This window comes from Neorhizobium sp. 2083 (genome assembly GCF_031455615.1).
Taxonomy (GTDB): domain Bacteria; phylum Pseudomonadota; class Alphaproteobacteria; order Rhizobiales; family Rhizobiaceae; genus Neorhizobium.
This window is the reverse complement of record NZ_JAVDTC010000003.1, coordinates 205,434-224,214: the sequence shown is the minus strand read 5'-3', so window position 1 is coordinate 224,214 and position 18,781 is coordinate 205,434. Positions and strand designations below refer to the sequence as shown.

The 18,781-nt window shown below is 61.7% G+C and carries 20 protein-coding genes; 8 read left to right on the top strand and 12 right to left on the bottom strand.

What is annotated here, in order from left to right:
* Nucleotides 1-112: 112 nt before the first annotated feature.
* A complete protein-coding gene (locus J2X76_RS13840; RefSeq protein WP_310217019.1) occupies nucleotides 113-502 on the bottom strand; it encodes a nuclear transport factor 2 family protein in 390 nt (129 codons plus the stop codon).
* A 24-nt stretch (nucleotides 503-526) separates the two neighbouring features.
* Entirely contained in the window at nucleotides 527-1,279 is a 753-nt protein-coding gene (locus J2X76_RS13835; protein WP_310217016.1) for a glucose 1-dehydrogenase, read from the bottom strand.
* Between the two features lie 112 nt (nucleotides 1,280-1,391).
* Between J2X76_RS13835 and J2X76_RS13830 the strand changes: the two genes are divergently transcribed.
* Complete coding sequence (locus J2X76_RS13830) at nucleotides 1,392-2,291, top strand: LysR substrate-binding domain-containing protein (RefSeq protein ID WP_310217013.1); 900 nt, start codon at nucleotides 1,392-1,394, stop codon at nucleotides 2,289-2,291.
* Nucleotides 2,292-2,613: 322 nt separating this feature from the next.
* Here the strand turns inward: J2X76_RS13830 and J2X76_RS13825 are convergent, their stop codons facing one another.
* On the bottom strand, nucleotides 2,614-3,486 hold the full coding sequence (locus J2X76_RS13825; protein ID WP_310218029.1) for a LysR family transcriptional regulator: 873 nt from the start codon (nucleotides 3,484-3,486) through the stop codon (nucleotides 2,614-2,616).
* A 224-nt stretch (nucleotides 3,487-3,710) separates the two neighbouring features.
* On the opposite strand from J2X76_RS13825, the gene argH reads away from it, so the two are divergent.
* From argH to J2X76_RS13795, 6 genes are all read left to right on the top strand, one after another.
* Nucleotides 3,711-5,171: an argininosuccinate lyase gene (argH, locus tag J2X76_RS13820; protein WP_310217011.1), complete on the top strand. Its 1,461-nt coding sequence runs from the start codon at nucleotides 3,711-3,713 to the stop codon at nucleotides 5,169-5,171.
* Nucleotides 5,168-6,040 (top strand): amino acid ABC transporter permease, encoded by an 873-nt coding sequence (locus J2X76_RS13815; protein WP_310217008.1) that lies wholly within the window; start codon nucleotides 5,168-5,170, stop codon nucleotides 6,038-6,040. The genes argH and J2X76_RS13815 overlap by 4 nt, the downstream gene beginning before the upstream one ends.
* A gap of 8 nt (nucleotides 6,041-6,048) precedes the next feature.
* Complete coding sequence (locus J2X76_RS13810; protein WP_113285116.1) at nucleotides 6,049-6,819, top strand: amino acid ABC transporter ATP-binding protein; 771 nt, start codon at nucleotides 6,049-6,051, stop codon at nucleotides 6,817-6,819.
* 77 nt (nucleotides 6,820-6,896) lie between these two features.
* Nucleotides 6,897-7,727 (top strand): ABC transporter substrate-binding protein, encoded by an 831-nt coding sequence (locus J2X76_RS13805; protein WP_310217006.1) that lies wholly within the window; start codon nucleotides 6,897-6,899, stop codon nucleotides 7,725-7,727.
* Between the two features lie 102 nt (nucleotides 7,728-7,829).
* On the top strand, nucleotides 7,830-9,221 hold the full coding sequence (locus tag J2X76_RS13800) for an MmgE/PrpD family protein (protein WP_310217003.1): 1,392 nt from the start codon (nucleotides 7,830-7,832) through the stop codon (nucleotides 9,219-9,221).
* Nucleotides 9,222-9,232: 11 nt separating this feature from the next.
* On the top strand, nucleotides 9,233-10,108 hold the full coding sequence (locus J2X76_RS13795; protein ID WP_310217001.1) for a polysaccharide deacetylase: 876 nt from the start codon (nucleotides 9,233-9,235) through the stop codon (nucleotides 10,106-10,108).
* A gap of 129 nt (nucleotides 10,109-10,237) precedes the next feature.
* Here the strand turns inward: J2X76_RS13795 and J2X76_RS13790 are convergent, their stop codons facing one another.
* The 9 genes from J2X76_RS13790 to J2X76_RS13750 form a co-directional block, all read right to left on the bottom strand.
* Nucleotides 10,238-10,621, bottom strand: a complete 384-nt coding sequence (locus tag J2X76_RS13790) for a hypothetical protein (RefSeq protein WP_310216998.1) — start codon at nucleotides 10,619-10,621, stop codon at nucleotides 10,238-10,240.
* Nucleotides 10,622-10,623: 2 nt separating this feature from the next.
* Nucleotides 10,624-11,367 (bottom strand): 3-oxoacyl-ACP reductase family protein, encoded by a 744-nt coding sequence (locus tag J2X76_RS13785; RefSeq protein ID WP_310216997.1) that lies wholly within the window; start codon nucleotides 11,365-11,367, stop codon nucleotides 10,624-10,626.
* The gene (locus J2X76_RS13780) at nucleotides 11,364-12,281 is read right to left on the bottom strand and encodes a hypothetical protein (protein WP_310216995.1); all 918 of its coding nucleotides are present in this window, start codon (nucleotides 12,279-12,281) and stop codon (nucleotides 11,364-11,366) included. The genes J2X76_RS13785 and J2X76_RS13780 overlap by 4 nt, the downstream gene beginning before the upstream one ends.
* A gap of 51 nt (nucleotides 12,282-12,332) precedes the next feature.
* The gene (locus J2X76_RS13775; protein ID WP_310216992.1) at nucleotides 12,333-13,229 is read right to left on the bottom strand and encodes a branched-chain amino acid ABC transporter permease; all 897 of its coding nucleotides are present in this window, start codon (nucleotides 13,227-13,229) and stop codon (nucleotides 12,333-12,335) included.
* Nucleotides 13,222-13,995 carry an ABC transporter ATP-binding protein gene (locus tag J2X76_RS13770; protein WP_113129096.1) on the bottom strand — a complete coding sequence of 258 codons (774 nt, stop codon included), beginning with the start codon at nucleotides 13,993-13,995 and terminating at the stop codon, nucleotides 13,222-13,224. The genes J2X76_RS13775 and J2X76_RS13770 overlap by 8 nt, the downstream gene beginning before the upstream one ends.
* Before the next feature lie 2 nt (nucleotides 13,996-13,997).
* Entirely contained in the window at nucleotides 13,998-14,984 is a 987-nt protein-coding gene (locus tag J2X76_RS13765) for a branched-chain amino acid ABC transporter permease (RefSeq protein WP_310216988.1), read from the bottom strand.
* The gene (locus J2X76_RS13760) at nucleotides 14,956-15,672 is read right to left on the bottom strand and encodes an ABC transporter ATP-binding protein (protein ID WP_310216986.1); all 717 of its coding nucleotides are present in this window, start codon (nucleotides 15,670-15,672) and stop codon (nucleotides 14,956-14,958) included. Before J2X76_RS13760 ends, J2X76_RS13765 begins: the two co-directional genes overlap by 29 nt.
* An 8-nt stretch (nucleotides 15,673-15,680) precedes the next feature.
* Nucleotides 15,681-16,820: an ABC transporter substrate-binding protein gene (locus J2X76_RS13755; RefSeq protein ID WP_310216983.1), complete on the bottom strand. Its 1,140-nt coding sequence runs from the start codon at nucleotides 16,818-16,820 to the stop codon at nucleotides 15,681-15,683.
* Nucleotides 16,821-16,970: 150 nt separating this feature from the next.
* Nucleotides 16,971-17,753 (bottom strand): IclR family transcriptional regulator, encoded by a 783-nt coding sequence (locus J2X76_RS13750; RefSeq protein WP_162736642.1) that lies wholly within the window; start codon nucleotides 17,751-17,753, stop codon nucleotides 16,971-16,973.
* 187 nt (nucleotides 17,754-17,940) lie between these two features.
* Between J2X76_RS13750 and J2X76_RS13745 the strand changes: the two genes are divergently transcribed.
* On the top strand, nucleotides 17,941-18,720 hold the full coding sequence (locus J2X76_RS13745) for an aldolase/citrate lyase family protein (protein ID WP_310216981.1): 780 nt from the start codon (nucleotides 17,941-17,943) through the stop codon (nucleotides 18,718-18,720).
* The last annotated feature ends 61 nt before the right edge of the window (nucleotides 18,721-18,781 follow it).

The following is an 18,781-nucleotide window of genomic DNA, read 5'->3' as shown; positions in this document are numbered from 1 at the left end:
TCCCGCAATAATTTCCGTTGTTACACTCGGTCGCCGAGCCGACCGCGAATTTGACCCGGCGAGCCGCCCGGATAGTAAAGACGGCTCGCATTCACTTCGTATTTGTCGTGGATCACGCCGGGATCGAGGGGCTGGTCGGATCGGGCGCGCCATCGAAGAAGAGGTAGATGGCGGCGATCTTGCCGTTCCTTGCGACGATAAAGTCCGTACCGGCATAGGCCGGCTGTTCACCATCCGCGCCCGCCACCCATTTTACGCGTCCCGCCTGGTCGTGCAGCACCTCCGCCGCGGTTATCGTGGTGTAACGAAACGTCGGGTGCATGGCACGGATAACCCCGGCGATACGGACGATCTCGTCCCTGCCGCGATAGATCCCGTGCGGCTCGACGAACACGGCGTCCTCCAGAAGGATCTCCTCCGCCACCTGGCGGCGGAGGGCATCATCCCCCTCCCCGAATATCTCCTGGAGGTTCCGTTCGAGCAGTGTTGCAATGTCTGCCATGATGGCACTCCTCAAGCTCGAAAATCAGATCTGGACGTGGCCGCCGTCGACGAACAGCTCGATACCGTTGACGAAAGAGGCATCTTCGGAAGCAAGGAAGAGGACCGCTTTCGCAATCTCTTCCGGCTTGCCGACCCGGCCCGCGGGAATAAGGCTGGCGAGATAGTTCTTGGTGTTCTCGGCGCTCTCGCCATGGCCAAACAGTTCGTTGAGGCCCGCTGTATCGGTCACGCCAGGGCTGACCGCATTGACGCGGATGTGGCGATCCTTGAGGTCGAGGATCCAGTTGCGTGCGAAGTTGCGGACAGCCGCCTTCGTGGCCGAATAGACGCTGAAAGCCGGCGTGCCGGATATGCTGGTGGTCGAGGATGTAAGAATGATCGAGCCGCCATCGCGCAACAGGGGCAGAGCCTTCTGAACGGTGAACAGGGTCCCCTTCACGTTGGTATCGAACGTCTTCTGGTAATGTTCCTCGGTGATCGCACCAAGCGGCACCATCTCTCCGCCGCCGGCGTTGGCGAAGACCACGTCGATCTGCGAGTGCTTCTGCTGGACTGCGTCGTAGAGGCGGTCGATATCGACGAGCTTGCTCATATCGCCCTGCACGCCGGTGATCCGGCCGCCGATTTCCTTCACCGCCGCGTCGAGATTTTCCTTTCGGCGACCCGTGATGAAGACCGACGCGCCTTCTTCCGAGAAGGCCTTGGCTGTCGCCAGACCGATGCCGCTCGTACCACCGGTCACGATTACGACCTTGTCTGCAAACTTCTTCGTCATTGTCTTTCTCCTTCGATAACGGCCCGTTGCCGCTGAAAAAGAAGATGACATCGGAACGCTGATGCCAACAGTCAGCGAAAATGCTACCTAGCGTTCCACCTGGAGAACGCTGATGCAGTCTGATCTGAACGACCTGTTTTATTTTGCCAAAGTGGTGGCCCATGGCGGCTTTGCAGCCGCGGGCCGTGCTCTGCGGGAGCCCAAGTCGAAACTGAGCCGCCGCGTGGCCGGGCTGGAAGCACGTCTCGGCGTCCGCCTGATTGAACGGTCAAGCCGGCGATTTCGGGTGACCGATGTCGGGCGGTCCTTCTACGAGCGCTGCACAGCCATGCTGGCGGAGGCGGAGCGTGCCGAGGCCCTTGTGGCGGAGGCGCAATCAGAGCCGCACGGACTGATCCGCATGAGTTGTCCGACCGGGCTCGTAGAACCGATCACGGCTCTGGTAACGCAGTTTCTGGCGCAATATCCGAAAGTGCGCCTGCAACTGATCGCGATCGACCGGCCGGTGGATCTGATCGAGGAGCGTATCGATGTCGCGTTGCGCGTCCGCACGTCTCTCGACGGCGACGCCTCGCTGACGATGCGGTCGCTCGGCAACTCCGTCCGCATCCTGGTCGCAAGTCCGCAACTTGCCAACCGCATCCGCATCGTCGACGATCTCGCGACCCAGCCCACGCTGTCCACAACCGACGATCAGGGCGAAGTCAACTGGTTCCTGGAGACCGATGACGGGCGGACGCATACGCTGCGGCACGAGCCGAGGATCGGATGCGCGGATTTTTCTGCGGTCAGAGCCGCAGCGCTGGCCGGCCTCGGCGTTGCCCTGTTGCCCGATCACACCTGCCGGCAGGCGCTGGAGGAAGGAAAACTCGTGCGCGTGCTGCCTACCTGGCGCGGCATGAAGGGGCTCGTCCACCTTGTCTTCACAACACGCCGCGGCCTACCGCCGGCAGTGCGCAAGTTCATCGATGGTTTGGCTGCCGGTTTCCCAAAGGACGCTTTGGTGAAGTGATCATGGTCATATCCAACTGTGCGGCTGACGGGATTCGAGCCAAAGAGCTATTGGCGGCAAAACCGCTCCGCCTGCCATCGGGGCAGCACTTGACGCCTTCGGATTATCCGCAGCACCTACAGGGCCATGGCGACGATCGGGCCCAACAACTTTCGCTGCGCCGTATTGCGAAGGAGCTGGATGTCAGTCCCGCCCTGATCGGTTATCACTTCAAGTCGGGATGCTCTCGTGATGGAGACGATGCGGTGGGCGCTGGCCGGAACGGTCCGCCGCATCGCGACGGCAGCGGATGCCGACCGCGGAGCGTCGATCGCATGATGCGCTAGTCGCGCATCATAGCGCCTTCGCCGTTGATCCATTGCGTGAAAAGCCGCATGGATTGACTTGTCGGAAGATTGCGCGGTCGTGTGAACCAGTAGCCGTAGTCGCTGCGGTAGCCGAGGCCCGCGGGGTTGACGAGGCGGCCGGCTGCGAGTTCCTCGACAATCAGCCCGTGCGGGATCAACGCCACGCCCTGGCCGGCAAGAGCGGCGCGGATGACCATCGTGTAGTACCCGAAGCGCATCGTGTGGCGCGCTTCCAGTATTGGACTGCCATGGAAGGCGGCCAGAAATGGCCAGTGAAACGGCGTCTGGGGATGTTCAAGCATGACGCCCTTTGACGCGGCCTCGAGTGAGGACGGCTCGCCGAGTTTTTCCCAATAGGAGGGGGCACTGACGAGACGGACATCGTGCCCGAACAGGTATTCTCCCTCCTCGTCCTCAACGGGCTTCACGACGAAGCGAACCATGCAGTCCGGGACTTCCGTCTGCGTCTTGGAGACGAATGTCGTGAACTGGACCTCGATTTCCGGATGGGCCTCGGTGAACTGCGCAAATCGCGGCAGAAGCCAGCGATCGCCGAAGATGGGCGGCACCTGGAGACGAAGCACGCGAGGCCCGGGTTTCAGGCGCGATACCTTCAGCGCCGCATCTTCCATGGCCTTGATGGCCGTACGCGCGTGTTCGATATAGATGCTTCCAAGCTCGGTCGACACCATACCGTTCGGCGTGCGTGTGAACGCCGGGCCGCCGATCGCCTCTTCGAGATTGATCAGCTGCTTGCTGACGGCGCTCTGCGATAGCGACATGGGCTCGGCTGCGGCGCTCGTAGACCCTCTTTCAGCAACTGCCAGCAACACCTGCAGTCCCGTCATCGACGGGAATTGTTTACGCCCTGCCACTCCTGCCTCACGTACCCTGTAGCGCACCGTCCGCACCCTCGTATCGGGCAGAACGGAATGCAGACACTTTCAACAATATGCGTTGCATCAGACGCACGCTAGTCGCTTTCGTCATAGGGCAACCAATTATCTTCGCTTGCCTCTTTATAGGCCCGATGAGAGCGTTGCCTAAATTTTTGACAAACAAGGGAATACTGATGTCTGAGCCGACACAGCTCTGGGGTGGACGCTTCAAGTCCGGTCCGTCCGAAGCGCTTGCCAATCTCTCGCGCGCGCATCCCTCCTATTTCCGGCTGTTTCGCGAGGATCTGGCTGGTTCCCGAGCACATGCATCCGAACTGAAGCGTGCCGGCGTGTTGGACGATGCCGAATTCATCACCATTCGGGAAGCGCTGGATCAGATCGAGGCCGACATTGCCGAAAAGCGCGAACAGCCGATCCCCTCTGACGAAGATATTCACACCTTCATCGAGCGGCTGTTGATGCAGCGTCTCGGCGCGCTCGGTGGCAAGTTGCGCGCCGGCCGTTCGCGCAACGACCAGACCGCCAACAATACCCGCCTTTACCTGCGCCGCATGGCCCGCGAAATCTCGCGCGGCATCATCGATGTCGAGAAGGCGCTCGCCGCTCAGGCGGCCAGGCATACCGAAACGATCATGCCCGGCTTTACCCACCTGCAGCCGGCGCAACCGATCGTCCTCGGCCATCACCTGATGGCGCATGCACAGAGCCTGTTGCGCGATGTCGAGCGTTTCGAGGATTTCGATCGCCGTTTCGACCGCTCGCCGCTTGGTGCCGCCGCCCTTGCAGGCTCCGGCATCGTCAATCGCCCGGATCTTGCCGCCATCGAACTCGGTTATTCCGCCGCCTGCGAAAACTCGATCGATGCCGTCTCGGCGCGCGATCACGTCGCCGAATTCCTGTTCATCTGCTCGCTTGCGGGCGTCAGCCTGTCGCGTCTGGCCGAAGAGATCTGCATCTGGGCCTCCAAGCAATTCAGCTGGGTCAAGCTGCATGACAGCTATTCGACCGGCTCGTCGATCATGCCGCAGAAGAAGAACCCGGATATCGCCGAGCTGACGCGCGGCATGAGCGGCACGCTGATCGGCAACGTCGCGGGCTTCCTGGCGACGATGAAGGCAATGCCGCTCGCCTACAACCGTGACCTCGCCGAAGACAAGCGCGTCCTCTTCGAGAGCCTCGACATTCTCGAGCTCATCCTGCCTGCTTTCGCGGGCATGGTCGAAACGCTGGAGTTCGACGTCGCCAAGCTGCGCGAGGAGGCGCCGAAAGGCTTCACGCTGGCAACGGAAGTCGCCGACTGGCTCGTGTCGCAGGGCGTGCCTTTTGCCCAGGCTCACGAAATCACCGGCGCCGTGGTTCGTTATTGCGAGGAACGCGGCCACGACCTGTCCGGCCTTACCGAAGCCGACCTACCGAATATCGACGCGCGCCTGAACCGTGGCGTTCTCGACGCCATCACGATCGAAGGTGCGCTTGAAAGCCGCACCGGCTATGGTTCCACCTCGCCGGCAAGGGTGCGCGATCAGATCGAGCGCTTCAATGCCGCATTGGAGGCCAAGGCAGCTTTCGCCGCCGCCGAACTGCTTCCGGCGGCCGCGCCGGCCCTGCCGCAGCAAACGCGAGGCGCGCGATGAGCATAGCAGACGCGACATCCACAACCACCGACCAGAAATACGAAATCGCCCATCTGAAGCTGGTGCCGAAACGCCATGTCGGGCGGATGATCGCCGCGGCCATCGTGCTGCTGATCCTCGCGGCCATCGTGCGCGCCTTCAGCGTCGGCCAGATCGAATGGAGTTACGTTCGCGACTTCCTGTTCGCTCCGGCCATTCTGGACGGATTGAAGAGCACGCTGATCATGACGGTCGCCGCAATGGCGCTCGGCATCGTCCTCGGCGTCGTGATCGCGATCATGCGTGTATCGGGCAATCCGGTGCTTTCGTCGATCGCGATCGGTTACGTCTGGATCTTCCGTGGCGCCCCGGCGCTTCTCCAGTTGATGATCTGGTTCAACCTGGCGCTGATCTTTCCGAAGATGGGCATCCCCGGCCTGTTCGAATTCCGCACGGTCGACGTCATGACGTCGTTCGTCGCCGCCATGCTCGGTCTCGGCATCTCGCAGGGTGCCTATACGTCGGAGGTCGTGCGCAGTGGTCTTCTGTCGGTTGACAGCGGCCAGTATGAGGCGGCCCGCGCGATCGGCATGACCCAATTCAGGATGCTGCGCCGCATCGTGCTGCCGCAGGCGATGCGCGTCATGGTGCCGCCGATCGGCAATGAGGTGATCGGCATGGTCAAGCTGACCTCGCTCGCCAGCGTCATCCAGTATTCGGAAATCCTCCACAACGCGCAGATCATCTACTTCGCCAATACCCGCGTGCTCGAACTGCTGCTGGTGGCGTGCTTCTGGTACCTCGTCGTCGTCACTCTCCTGTCGATCGGCCAGTATTATATCGAGCGCTATTTCGGCCGCGGCAGCAAGTCCATCACGGCGTCGATGTGAGGTGTGAGATGACCAAGGATATCATTGTAAAGGCGGTCGACGTCACCAAGCTTTTCGGCCCCTTCACCGCACTCGACAAGGTCAATCTGGAGATCGCAAAGGGCGAGGTCTGCTGCATCATCGGCCCGTCGGGATCGGGAAAAAGCACATTCCTGCGCTGCATCAACCAGCTCGAGAAAATGAATTCGGGTGCGATCTGGGTCAATGACGAACTGGTCGGATATCGCCGCGAGGGCAATAACCTCTACGAGATCAGCGATGCGGACATGGCGCGCCAGCGCCGGCGTGTCGGCATGGTGTTCCAGCGCTTCAATCTGTTCCCGCACATGACCGCGCTTGAAAACGTGATGGAAGGGCCCGTGCAGGTCTTGAAGGAGCCCGTCGCCGAGGTCCGCAAGCGCGCCGAAGAACTGCTCGCCCGCGTCGGGCTGGGAGACAAGATCGGCCATTATCCGTCGCAGCTTTCCGGCGGGCAGCAGCAGCGCGTCGCAATCGCCCGTGCGATGTGCATGCGTCCCGATCTGATCCTGTTCGACGAGCCGACATCCGCACTCGACCCGGAACTTGTTTCCGAAGTGCTGGACGTGATGAAGGATCTCGCCGCAAGCGGCATGACGATGATCGTGGTGACCCATGAACTCGGTTTCGCCCGCAACGTCGCCAATACGGTGGCCTTCATGGAAGCAGGCAAGATGGTCGAGATCGGGCCGGCATCGGAACTCCTGACCTCGCCGAAAAGTCCGCGCACGGCTGAATTCATCAAGGCTGTCCACAGCTGAGAAACCGGGCCGCTGTCGGCGGCCCGCAAATAAGCGACAAGATCAATCAATCCCAGTTCTGGAAAAGGGGAACTTACGTGAAGACCACATTCATCGCTCTCGCCGCCGCATTGCTTGCATCAACGGCCGCTCATGCCGAAGGCTTGCCGGACCGCGTCAAGTCGGCCGGCAAGATCGTCGTTGCCAACCAGCCGAACTACCCGCCGATGGAATACAAGGATCCGGCCACCAACACGCTGATGGGTGTCGACATCGATCTCGGCCTGGCGCTCGCAAAGCAGCTTGGCACCACCGTCGAATGGTCCGACATCGGCTTCGAACAGATGGTTTCCTCGCTGGAGACCGGTCGCGTCGATCTCATCCACAGCGGCATGAGCGACTTGCCGAAGCGTCGCGAGACCCTCGACTTCCTCGACTACATGAAGTCCGGCGCGCAGTTCTACACCTCGGCCTCCCGCAAGGAAGAGTTCAAGACCCCGGCCGACTTCTGCGGCAAGACAGTCGGCATGAGCCGTCGTACCTCCTTCCCGGATGAAACGGCAAAGTGGAGCGCTGCCAACTGCGAAGCCAAGGGTCTGGCGGCGATCAAGGTCGTCGGCACCGAAGGTTCGGCCGATGCCCGCGCCCAGCTGAAGCAGGGTCGCCTCGACGGCGCCGTCCAGGGTTCCGAAACCCTGCCCTACCTGACCAATCTGGAAAAGAACACCTATGCCATCGTCGGCGAGCCCTTCACGGCCGTCTACCAGGGCATCGCCTTCTCCAAGAAGGACCCGGCGCTGCGTGATGCCTATGCCGCGGCTCTCAAGGCTCTGATGGCATCCGGCGAATACAAGACCATCTATGCCAAGCACGGCCTGGAAGGCACGATGCTCGACGGCATCTATATCAACGGCGAAGCCGTCAAGTAACGTCCATTTCAGGATGTCCGGCCGCGGCTCCTCGCGGCCGGACGCTTCTGCGGTCTCTCCTACAGGGATGGCCGTTTTCGTCGCGCATCTCCAGAGCATTCCATGAACCGTTCTCTCGCCGACACGCCGGTCGACAAACTGGCCCGCTTCGTTTCCTCTCTCGACTATGACGCGCTGCCGGCAGATGTCGTTGCCAAGGCCAAGATCCACATCGCCGATACGCTGGGGGCAGCTCTGGCCGGCGCGCGCTCGAACGAGTTCGCGATTGCGGTGAAGTCCCTTCGAACCGATGGCTCCGTTTCTCTGTGGGGAACCGGTCTTGCGGCATCCACGCGGGACGCAGCGCTTCTCAACGGCTGTGCCGCCCATGCTTTCGAGCTGGATGATTCAGGCGGCTGCGACCATTCGGGTGCCGTGGTGCTTCCGGCCCTGTTTTCTGCGCTGCACGAAACGGGCCGCCCGATGGACGGCAAGCGGATGATCACTGCTGTCGTTGCCGGCTACGATGTCGGGCGCCGTATTCTCGAGGCGACCGGCGGTTATGACGCGCACAACAGCCTCGGCTGGCATTCAACCGGCACCTGCGGCACACTCGGCGCGGCAGCGGCCTGCGCCAGCCTGCTCGGTCTCGATGCATCGGCAACGCGCGATGCCATCACACTCGCCACAAGTTTTTCCTCCGGCCTCTGGGCCTTTATCCACGACGGCTCGCAGGCCAAGAAGCTTCACGCCGGCCGCGCTGCGGAGGGTGGCCTTCTTGCCGCCCTGCTTGCGGCAAACGGCTTTGCCGGCCCATCCCGCGTTTTTGACGACGTCTGGGGAGGCTTCTTCAGGTCCTATAACAAGTCAGCCTGCAAGCCCGAACTGCTCGCCGAAGGCCTCGGCGAAGTGTGGAAGGTCAATCGCGCGGTACTGAAGCCCTACGCATCCTGCCGTGGTGCGCATTCGGCAGTCGATGCGCTGGAAGATCTCCTGTCCGAAACCGGGCGGAAAGCGTCCGATATCCAGCATATCGACCTGCGTATGAGCGCCATGCTCAAGGATATGTGCGGCGCCAAGGTGGGCGCCGCGATGGCCCCGACGCAGATGAGCTTACCCTATGCGCTGGCTGCCCGCTGCACTTTCGGCACCGCCGGTCTGCAGGCCTATACGGAAGAGCGTCGTCTCAACCCGCAGGTTCATGCCATGATGGACAGGATCGATGTCGCAGTGGACGAGGCCATGGATCCCATGGCCGAGCCGGTCGTGACGCTTCGCTTCAAGGATGGCATGACGATCGATCGCATGGTTCCGCGCGCGACAGGTTCTGCCGAGCGACCGATGCAGGCCTCGGCCGTCGAAGCCAAGTTCCGGGAGCTTACTGCCATGAGCCTGTCGCCCGGTCGCCTTGACGCGCTTTGGTATCTGCTTGGTTCGCTCGAACAGGTTGAAGACTGCTCTGAAATCGAAGCGCTGATGGCAGGCAACGCCGACAGCATCCCCACTTTTCGTTGAAGGCTCAAGGCATGACGTTCGATCTTTCCCCGCGCCCGCTGAACCCGGCTCCGGCCACCCCCAGGATGATATGGCCGAACGGCGCCAAGAGTGCTCTGTTCATCGGCTTCGACGTCGATGCCGAGACCGCCTGGATCGGCAACAATCCTTCCAATGTCGATCGGATGGTAACGACGTCGCATGGCGGTTACGACGCGCGGGTCGGCATTGCCAAAATCCTCGAACTGATGGCCGAACTCGGCCTGAAGGGCACATTCTTCACGCCCGGCTGGACGGCCCTTGCCCATCCGGCGCAGTGCGAGGCGATGGTCGCGGCAGGCCACGAGATCGGTCATCACGGATATCTCCACAAGCTGCCGGACAGGACGAAGCTCGACGAAGCCTTCGAGGAAATCGACCGCGGCTTTGAAGCGCTGCAATCGGCACTCGGCGTCCGCCCGGTCGGCTATCGCGCCCCGTCCGGAGAAAACTTCCCCGAATTGCTCGCCTATCTCAAGAAGACCGGAATTCGTTATTCCAGCTCCTTCCGCGACGACATCCTCCCTTATCGCCACGCCAGCGCCGATGGCGCGGTCGGACCGGTCGAAATCCCCGTCAACTTCGCGTTCGACGACTGGAATTTCGGCATGTCGAGCCGAACCAGTTCGCGTCCGCTTTTCGGCCGCGATGCCGTGCTGCAGCTGTGGATCGACGAATTCGAGGCGACCCACGCCTGGGGTGGCGTCACCACGCTTGTGCTGCATCCGCAGGTCTCGGGCCGACCGATGCGCTGGCACATCCTGCGCGATTTCCTAAGACACGTCATCGACAAGGGCGAGGTCTGGATCGCCACTGGCGCTGAGATCACCGATCATTACGAGGCGCTCGAGGCGGCTTCGGCCCGATAAACGATTGGGATGGCGAAAGATTTGAAGCGCTCAAGCGGCGGCGAGAACATATGGCAAAGGCCATGGACGTCCCCTCGCCCCACTTCCTGACCCTGTCCCAGCCCTTCCGCATGGCGATGAAGGGGAAGCCTACCGCTGCAACAGGAACAACGCTATGGCCGTGCCTAGCCCCAACAGGGCAATCGCAAACACGATGGCGCCGGCCGTCCCTGTTTTGCCGATCGTTATCTTTCGCTCTTTTAAGCGTGAAAGTACCTGGCTCTCGACGAGCCCGTCGCCGAACGGAAACTCGTGTTCTACGCCATCCACGATCAGGATGATCGATCGACCGCGCCTCCACAACGCGTTTTCAGTCCTGTCCAAAGTGTCTTCGAACGAAGTCTGCCGGGGAGCCCCATACAGGGGAGAATGAGCGCGCGGCTCAGACATATCGATACGCCTTTGCCAACGGTCGTCGCGGTACGACAATCTCGCGAAGTTTGAGGGGTCTTTTATCGAATCGAACCGAGCCATGATTACGTCACTCCACCGTCTGCGATGATTGTCCGACCGGTAATCCAGCCGGCCTCCGGCGACGCCAGGAACGTAACGATGCCCGCAATGTCGTCCGGTAGGCCTATTCGCCCAAGCGGAGTCATCGCCAGGATCTGCTCGCCTCGTTCGGCGATGATTTTGGTCGTCATATCCGTTTCGATTACCCCAGGTGCAAGCGCATTGACGGTAATGCCTCTTTTCCCAAGTTCCTTGGCGAAGGCATGGGTAAGCGTAACCACTGCTGCTTTCGATGCGGAGTAGACCGAACTTGTCGGGATCGGCCTAAAGGCAAGTGCCGATGCAATGTTGATGATCCGTCCGCCGGGTGAGGGCATGAACGGCAGCACGGCCTGGGTCAGCAACACCACGCCCATGATGTTGGTTTCCAGGATCGACTTCACGAATGGCGCATCCATCTCGCCCAGCGGACGATAGGGACCAATGGCAGCGCAATTTACCAGGACATCGATTACGCCGAAATTCTCTACAGTTCCCGATACAAGCGCTTCAATGTGCTGAGGATTTGCGACATCGGCTTGGATCGCAATGCAATTGCCTCCCGCCGCGGAAAGTTCGGCGGAAAGGTCTTCCGCCGATGCGCGGTCGCTCCGATAGGCGATCACCACGCGACTTCCGAGCGATGCAAATCTGCGGGCGATTGCTGCGCCGATGCCTCTGGAGCCGCCGGTGACAAGAACCACCTTATCTTCCAGCGTTTTACTCATTGCTGCACACCGCTACCGGTCGGCATCGGATAATCGTCCGCATTCAACACCCAGCCCTGCTTTTCGGAGAAGTCGAACCGCGGCGGCGAAAAGATATCGACCAACTGGTTCACGCCGGCATCCATACCGCGCGACGTATGGATCGCCGGCGGCGGAATGACCGTTACGGAAGGCGACGCGCAGAACTCGTGGTCGTCGGCCCGCCAGGCATTGAGGCTCGGCGTCCACGGCCAACGGATGTGATGGGTATACGACCCTTCCAACGCCAGCGAGCACTGTTCGAAATCGTCGTGATGATGCGGCGACAGCTTGTTGATGTCACGCGGCCCGCTGTCGGCCGGCAGCACGTTGACCATGAACGTCGTGCAGCGCCAGATACGGCCGAACCGTCCGGGCTCGGGCGGCACGTCGAGCGAATAAGCCCGCACCTTGTATCCGCCGCGCGGTTCCGGCCAGGGCTGGAAAGGCGGGATGTTTGGATGGGGCGCGACATAGGACTGGGCGTTGACACAAGCCTCCGCCAGATCCTCCGAGCGCGTGGAGAACATGCGCACCACGCGACCGCCATCCGGCATGCTGACGGTGCTGTCACCCGGCGGCACGAAAACCAGCGAGTAACCGGCCACGGTTTCCGTCTTGCCCTGCCAGGTGATCGTCGCGGAGGATTTTGCATCCGGCAGCAGCACGGCATATTCATCGATCTGGGCCATGCGCGAAAAGCTCGCGCCGGGGTTCGCCTCGCTATGGGCGATGATGAAATTCTGTCCCCTGCCGAGCCAGGTCTTGCCGTTGGCATCGTCTTCCTGCGGCGCGGTCTCGTAGAATTTCAGATATTCCGCCGCCGCAAATTCCGTAGCCTGCGGGGCAGATTTTGCCGTCGCCAGCGATGCCCGGGGATCGGTGCTGTTATACATGGAGATCATTCCTTTTCATTCGGCCCTCGAAACCCAGGCCGATCATCAAATTCAATGCGCCTTGGCACCCTTGCCGAAGCCGGCAAAAAGCCCGTTGGGGAAGAACAGCAGCACGACGAGCAGGAAGCTCAGGGCAGCGACATTCTTGAAGCCCGCGCCAAGCGCCACGATCGCCAGCGCCTGCAAGACGCCGAGCAGAAGCCCGCCCGCGAGTGCCCCGCCGGCTCGGCCGAAGCCGCCGATGATCGCCGCGATGAAGCCGTTCACCCCGAAGGGCGTACCGACATTGTAGGCGGTGTATTGCGTCGGCGTCACAAGAATGCCGGCAATGGCGCCGAGCGCTGCGCTGAGCGCAAAGGCAATCAGCATCATCCGCGCCACCGGAATACCGAGCAGCTGTGCCGCTTCCCGGTTCTGCGAGCAGGCGCGCAATGCCCTGCCGGTGCGGGTGCGGGTGAAGAACAGCCACAGCAGCAGCACGAGCAGAGCGCCGCAACCGAGGATCCAGAAAAGCTGGTAACCGATCGCCACGTCGCCGATCTTCAGCGGCCCGCCGGTGGTGAACTCGTGATAGGTTCGCGGCCGGTCGCCGAAGGTGATGAGCGTGATACGCTCGATCATGATCTGCGCGGCAAGCGTCGCAAGGATAATCGCAAACAACGTCGCTCCGCGATGCATCATCGGGCGCACGATAGCGAGTTCCATCACGATGCCGGAGACGGCCACCAGCGGAATAGTCAGCGCCACCGCGAAGATCAGCGGAATGCCGAGCTGCGTCAGCAACACCTCGCAGACCATGCCGCCCAGCATGACGAACACGCCCTGCGCAAAATTGACGATGCCGCTGGCATTGTAGATAACGCAGAAACCGATGCCGACGAGGCCGTAGATCAGGCCGACGCCGACCCCGTTGACGATGCTTTGAAGGAATTCGACAAGGCTAGGCATCGGCCATCTCCGTTCCACCGAGATAAGCCGCGATGACATCCGGATGAGCTTTGATCTCGTCCGGCGTCCCTTCGGCAATCTTCTTTCCGAAATCCAGCACGACGATGCGCTGGGCGATCTTCATCACGAGGCTCATGTCATGCTCGATGAGGATGACGGTTGTGCCGGTCCCGTGGATACGGGTGATGACTTCCGCCAGCGCATCCGTTTCCTGGGTGTTGAGGCCGGCAGCCGGTTCATCCAGAAGCAGCAGCCGCGGCTTGGCGGCCAGCGCCCGCGCCACTTCGAGCAGCCTCTGGCGTCCGTAGGGCAGCGTGTCCGCCATCATGTCGGCCTGATGCTCCAGGCCCACGAAACGCAGCAGATCGCGCGCACCCTGGGCGACGCTTTTCTCCTGTTCGCGCATCCATTCCGGCCTAAAGAGAGCCGAAAAGACGCCGCCACGGGTAACCCGATGGCTGCCGATCTCGACGTTCTCGGCCACGGTCAGCTGCTTGAAGAGCTGGACAAGCTGATAGGTGCGCACCAATCCCGCCGAGGCGACATCGTGAGACGACTTGCCGGTAATGTCCTCGCCATCGAAATGGATCGAACCGGATGTCGGCGGGAAGAAGCCGGAGATGACGTTGAACAGCGTCGTCTTGCCGGCGCCGTTCGGACCGATCACCGCCAGCAGTTCGCCTTCCTGGACGTCGAATGAAATGGACTGATTGGCGAAGAGACCGCCGAAGCGCATCGTCTCCTCGCGAACGGAAAGGAGTGCCATGACTATGCCTTCTCCTGCACGCGGTCGTGTGTCCGCCGGAACAGGACCGAGAGGCCGGCCAGGCCGCGGGGCGCAAAGATGAGGATAAAGATGAGGACCGCCGTATAGGCGATATCCTGCATTTCTTTCAGTCCGCGCAGCGCCTCCGGGAGGATGGACACGATGATGGCGCCGATCATCGGCCCCCACATCGTTCCGATGCCACCGAGATAGAGCATTGCGAAGCTCTGGATGACCATGGTCGTGCCGTAGATTTCCGGGCTGATGAAGCCGACGAAATGAGCAAACAGCGAACCGGCGGCCGAGGCGTAAAGTGCCGCGATTACAAAGGCGATCAGCTTGTAGCGGGCGATATCGACCCCCAGCGCCTGGGCAGCGGATTCGCTGCCGGCGATCGAGGCGAGCGCCCTGCCGAACCGCGATTGCCGCAACCGTGCCGCGATGCCGATGCCGACCAGCGACAGGACGACCAGCGCCACCAGCTGATGCTTCAGCGTATCGAGCGCAAAGCCGGCGATACCGAGCGGCGGTATGCCCGAATAACCCATGTAACCTTGCGTCAGCGCCGTCCACTCGATGGTGATCTCATAAACGATCAGACCGAGCGCGAACGTCGCCATGGCAAGATAGTGGCCACGCAGGCGCAGCGTCGGGTAACCGACCAGTACCGCCGCAATGCCGGACAAGACCATGGTGGCAAGCAATGCCAGCAGCGGCTCCCAGCCGTAATCGGTGCAGAGGATCGCGCTGCCGTAACCGCCGATCGCGGCGAACGCGCTCTGCCCGAACGATGCCTGGCCCGTATAGCCCATGAAGAAATTCAGGCCTGTACAGAAGATCGCATAGATAAAGGCAAAGCCGAGCACCGTGACGATATAGTCGCTCGACACGAGCCCGAGACCGGCCAGAGCCAGCACGGCGACGATCGGCAGGATCGACTGCCAGCGAATGCCCGAAGGCTCAATGGAGGTAGTAACGTGCGAGGTCATGATGCGATTTGATCTCGTCTGTCTTGAGTTCTGCAACGATCTTGCCGAGCGCGATGACATAGACGCGCTGCGCCAGCTTCAGCGCCAGCGGCGCCTTCTGCTCGACAAGGAGAATGCCGATTCCACGGCGGTTCAGTTCGCGAAGCGTGCCGAGGATTTCGGACGCCACCCGTGGCGCCAGGCCCAGCGACGGCTCGTCCAGCATCAGGAGCTGCGGCTTTGCCATCAGGGCGCGGCCGATCGCCAGCATCTGCTGCTCGCCGCCGGAAAGAGATCCCGCCGACTGGTCGAGACGCTCCTTCAGCCGTGGAAACAGCTCGAAGACCGAAGCCATCTGCGTGTCCGTCTCGGCCGGGTGCAGGTAGGCGCCGATGACGAGGTTTTCCCGGACGGTCATCTGCGGGAACAGCCCTCGCCCCTCCTGCACCATGACGATGCCGCGCCTCGCCAGCCTGGGGGTCGAAAGCCCGGTAATCTCTTCTCCACGGAAGAAGACATTGCCTTTGCTGGCCGTCAGGCGCGTCAGCGCCCGCATCAGTGTCGTCTTTCCCGCACCGTTCGGCCCGAGGATCGTCACCAGTTCGCCTTCGGCTATATGCAGGCTCGTTGGTTTCAACGCCTGCACATGGCCGTAGCTGGCGGAAATGTCCCTCGCCTCGAGCAGAGGGACATTTCCTTTATCGGTCACGAGCACGCTCATTCCGCGACCACCAGTTCGCCATTGGCAAACTTGCCGATCAGGAACGGATTTTCGGTTATGCCGACATGCTGCTTTTCGGAGAAGTTGAACGTCGCATAGGCACCGACATAGGACGGAACCTTCTGCGTTGCGTCACGAAGCGCCTTGCCGTCGGTCGACTTGGCGATTTCGGCCGCCTTGGCCAGCACCATCATCGAATCCCACGCGCGGGCGCTGTTGGCCGGGTCACGATCCGGATATTTCGGCTTCCAGTATTTCAGGAAGGCATCGACGGCATCCTTCGCCGGGCCGGGCTTCAACTGCTTCGGCAATTGCACCGGCGGCGCAACGAAGAAGAAGCGATCGCCGAGAACCTGGCCTGCCTGCTGAAAGATCGACCCGTCATCGTTGCTGGACAGAAGCAGCATCTTGTCGAGACCAAGCTGCTTGATGTTCTTGGCAGCCGTCACCGTCGAGCCGCCCTGCCCGATCTTGACGACCGCGCCGCCGCCGGCCGCATTGATACGGCCAAGCTGTACGGTCATGTCCGCATCGTCCGGCTTGTAGGTTTCCTGCGCCACGACTTCGAGACCGAAATCCTTGGCGAGTTGCTCGCCCAACCCCTTCATCATCAACGCATAGGGGGTCGGATCATAGAGTATGCCGACCTTGCGGATACTGGTCTTTTCCTCGATGTAGCGGTAGCGGGCCTCGATCTCGAATTTCGGCGGCGCCAGGAAGCTGAAGGCCCACTCCTGTTCGTTGTCGCGCTGCGGCAGGATCGAGCACAGATACATGGGCAGTTTAGCCTGCATCACGAACGCGGCGGCGGCGAAATTGCCGGCCGATACGCAGCCGCTGTCGAACAGGTTGACCTGATCGCTGGAAATCATCTTGCGATATCCGACGACCGCATCCTGCGGCTGCGATTTGTTGTCCTCGGTGATGATCTCGATCTTCTTGCCGAGGATGCCGCCCTTCTCGTTGAGCGCATCGGCCGCCACGGCAAGTCCGTCGCGCCAAGCGCGGTCAATGACCGCGGCATAGCCGGTCAGCCCGACGGACGACCCGATCTTGAAAGTCTCAGCCGCCCTTACCTCGCCGGAAAAGGCCATAACGGTCATCGCAGTCGCCACCAACAGGTGTCGCTTGTACATGCTTTCCTCCTCCCCTCGAACAAACAGCACTCCCCTGCTTGTTCTTATCTTCGAAACGATGTTTCGCTAAGGAGGATATCTGAGGTCTTTCCGTTGTCAAGATTCAATTGCGATCTCTTGAGCGATACCGTTGCCGGCATCCCACCCGCCTCACAAAGCTCCATAACCGAGCGCTGACGAAACCCGCTTCGCCGCAGCCATGGTGCGAGCGCGCTGATCCTCGGAAGGCACTTCCGCGATGAACTGCACCATGTCGACGATACCGACCGCACCGCAGACAACACCGGAAGAGTCGAACACCGGTGCCGCCAGCGTATTAAGTCCGATCCCCGCCTGGTTCGGCGCGGTCGCCCACCCCTGCGCCCGGACCGTCTCCAGCTCGGCCAAAAGCACAGCAGGACTGATGATCGTGTGCGGCGTGAAGATTTCCAGCTTGCCGCGCAGGACGCGCGAGCGAAATTCCGGCGAAACGAAAGCCAGCGCCGCCTTGCCCTGGGCCGAACTGTTGAACGTCAGAAGAGAGCCCACGCGCACGCCGATTTCGATCGGTGAACGACCGGGAACCATGTGAACCACGCGCATTCCGTCCGGCGTGATCTGCGAAACCACGGCGGAATGCCCCAATGCATCGCGCAGTTCGAGCAGTGGATCGGCCGCAACATGCGCGAGATCGAGATTGTCGCTGACCGCCCGCCCCAGCGCCACCAGCCGTGGCCCGCTTTCGTACCGGTCCGAATCGCGTGGCTGGATGAGATAACCCTGCTGCACCAGCGTCTGCAGGTGCCGGTGGATGCGGCTCTTCGTCGTGCCCAGCGCCTGCGCCAGTGCCGTCACGCCCACTGCATGCCTTTCTTTCGCGACATGCTCGATAATGTTCAACGCGAGCTGAACCGCCTGGACGCCGTCCCCGCTCTTTCCTTCAATCCGCGGCATTCCCCGCCTCCCTCGCTGGCCCTGTTTCCCGATGCCGCATCGCGGCAACTGGACGGAACCGTTCTTCCACGCCGCCCCGCCGCCGAGGCCAGGCGCATTTGCGCTTGACAGCCTCCCCCGGCAGCGGTGTACAAATTTCTAAAAATAGAAAGCTGTTCTGAACAGCGATACACTAGAAAGAAATGAGATGTCAACGGCACGGCCGACCGACTTCCGCCAGCGGTTCGGGGATCGCGAGCTTCTCGTCGGATCCTTCATCAAGACCCCAACGACCCACTCGATCGAAATCCTTGGTGGCATGGGCTTCGATTTCGTCGTCATCGACGAAGAACACGCACCTTTCGACCGTGTGACGATCGACAACGGCCTGCTGGCGGCGCGCGCCGTCGGCACCGCCGGCATCGTCCGCGTTGCCGAGCCGACGCCCGCCAAGCTGCTGGCGGTTCTGGACGATGGCGCTGCCGGCGTTCTCGTGCCGCACGTCTCCAGCGTCGAGAAGGCGAAGGCCATCGTCGCCGCCTGCCGTTATCGCGGCGGCGCGCGCGGCTTTTCCAACTCGCCGCGGGCCGGCGGCTATGGCACGCTCGGCATGTGGCAGCATGTCGAAGAGCAGGACAGATCGGTCACGGTCATCGCCATGATCGAGGATCCGGAAGCGCTCGACGTCATTGACGAGATCGTCGCCGTCGAAGGACTGGACGGATTCTTCGTCGGCCGCGGAGACCTTTCCGTCGCCATGGGCGCAGAGTCGCAGGGTGCGCCACAGATCCGGGCCATCACGGAAAAGATCGTCAGGGCCGCGGCAGCGGTCGGAAAGCCCGTCTGCGTCATGGTCGGTTCGATTGCCGAAACCGAGCCGTTCCGCGAGATCGGCGTCACATCCTTCATCGTCTCGTCCGACCAGGGCCTGATGCGCCAGTCCGCCGCCAAGGTGCTGACGGATTGGCGCGAGATCGCAAACAGGTAATCGAGGCGTGCGCTGCGGATCAGCCGCATTCCACGCCAGCAATGACCAGGGAGAAGTAGAA